At 59.8% G+C, this 2053-nt stretch carries 2 protein-coding genes; both read right to left on the bottom strand.

Translation table 11 applies throughout. The features are described from left to right. On the bottom strand, positions 1 to 941 hold a 941-nt coding region (gene fcl, locus NAV33_RS21345; RefSeq protein WP_255983759.1), incomplete at its 3' end, for a GDP-L-fucose synthase. A gap of 2 nt (positions 942 to 943) precedes the next feature. After that, the coding region (gene gmd, locus NAV33_RS21340; RefSeq protein WP_255983758.1) for a GDP-mannose 4,6-dehydratase at positions 944 to 2053 on the bottom strand (1110 nt) is incomplete at its 5' end.

The raw sequence follows: 2053 nt of genomic DNA, 5'->3' as shown, positions 1-2053 counted from the left end.
ACGAACCAGCGATAGGCATCGCGCAGGCCATCCTCCAGGCTGATGCTGGCTTGCCAGCCCAGTGCCTTGAGCCGGGAAACGTCCATCAGTTTGCGTGGCGTGCCGTCCGGCTTGCTGCTGTCGAAGGTCAGCTGCCCCTGGTACTCGGTGACTCGGGTGATGGTTTCGGCCAGTTCGCGAATGCTGCAGTCGACGCCGGTACCCACGTTGATGTGCGACAGCATCGGCTGGGTGTGCGCCCGGTAGGTTGCGTCATCCAGCTCCATCACATGCACGCTGGCAGCGGCCATGTCGTCTACATGGAGAAACTCGCGCTGCGGCTTGCCACTGCCCCAGATGACTACCTCGTCATCGCCCCGCTGGGCCGCTTCGTGGAAGCGCTTCAGCAACGCCGGCACCACGTGGCTGTTTTCCGGGTGGAAGTTGTCGTTAGGACCATAGAGGTTAGTGGGCATCACACTGCGATAGTCGCGGCCGTACTGGCGGTTGTAACTTTCGCAAAGTTTGATGCCGGCGATCTTGGCTACCGCGTACGGCTCGTTGGTCGGCTCTAGCACGCCGGTCACCAGGGCCTCTTCCTTCATCGGCTGTTCGGCGAATTTCGGATAGATGCAGGACGAGCCGAGGAACAACAGTTTCTGCACATCGTTGCAATGCGCCGCATGAATGATGTTCGCCTCGACCATCAGGTTCTGATAGATGAACTCGGCCGGATAGGTGTTGTTGGCATGGATACCGCCCACCTTGGCCGACGCCATGTAAACCTGATCTATCTTGTTCTCGGCGAAGAACGCATTCACCGCCGCCTGGTCGACGAGGTCCAGCTCTTCACGGCCACGCGTGATGATGTTGTCGTACCCCAGCGCGTGCAGGCGGCGGACAATCGCAGAGCCAACCATTCCCCGGTGCCCCGCAACGAAAATACGTGCGTCACGATTCATATTCAGTTCTCCAACGTCACTGGGATGTCGAAGCCGTGCTCTTTCAGCAGAGCATGGCGCTGGGCGACTTTCAGGTCTTCGCGGACCATCTCGGCGCACATTTCCTGCACGCTGATCTCCGGCGTCCAGCCGAGTTTGTTCTTGGCCCGGCTCGGGTCACCGAGCAAGGTTTCCACTTCTGCCGGGCGGAAGTAACGCGGATCGATACGGACGATGACATCGCCTACCTTGAGCGCCGGTGCCTTGTCGCCTTCGATACTGGAGACGATGGCCCGTTCGTCCACACCGCTACCTTCAAAGCTCAGCTGAACACCGAGCTCGGCGGCCGACCACTTGATGAATTCGCGCACCGAGTACTGCACACCGGTGGCGATGACAAAGTCTTCGGCCTGCTCCTGCTGCAGCATCATCCACTGCATACGCACGTAATCCTTCGCATGGCCCCAGTCACGCAGCGCATCGAGGTTGCCCATGTGCAGGCATTTCTCCAGTCCCTGGGCAATGTTCGCCAAGCCACGGGTGATCTTGCGGGTCACGAACGTCTCGCCGCGGCGCGGCGACTCGTGATTGAACAGAATGCCGTTGCAGGCATACATGCCATAGGCCTCGCGGTAGTTGACCGTGATCCAGTAGGCGTACAGCTTGGCCACCGCATACGGCGAGCGCGGGTAGAACGGCGTGGTTTCCTTCTGCGGAATTTCCTGCACCAGACCATAGAGTTCGGAGGTGGAGGCCTGGTAGAAGCGCGTCTTCTTTTCCAGACCCAACAGGCGAATGGCCTCGAGGATACGCAGCGCACCCATGCCGTCCACGTCAGCGGTGTACTCGGGCGACTCGAAGCTGACCGCGACATGCGACTGGGCTCCCAGGTTGTACACCTCGTCGGGCTGCACTTCCTGGATGATCCGGGTCAGGTTCGACGAATCGGTCAGATCACCATAGTGCAGAACGAAGTTCTGATCCTCGACATGATGGTCCTGATAGATATGGTCGACCCGCTGGGTATTGAACAGCGAAGCGCGGCGTTTGATGCCGTGCACCTCGTAGCCCTTTTCCAGCAGTAACTCGGCAAGGTAGGAACCGTCCTGGCCAGTAATCCCGGTGATCAGCGC

It is taken from the genome of Stutzerimonas stutzeri (assembly GCF_024448715.1).
Classification (GTDB): Bacteria; Pseudomonadota; Gammaproteobacteria; order Pseudomonadales; family Pseudomonadaceae; genus Stutzerimonas; species Stutzerimonas stutzeri_AR.
The sequence above is the reverse complement of the archived record's forward strand: the minus strand, read 5'-3'. Positions and strand labels throughout refer to the sequence as shown.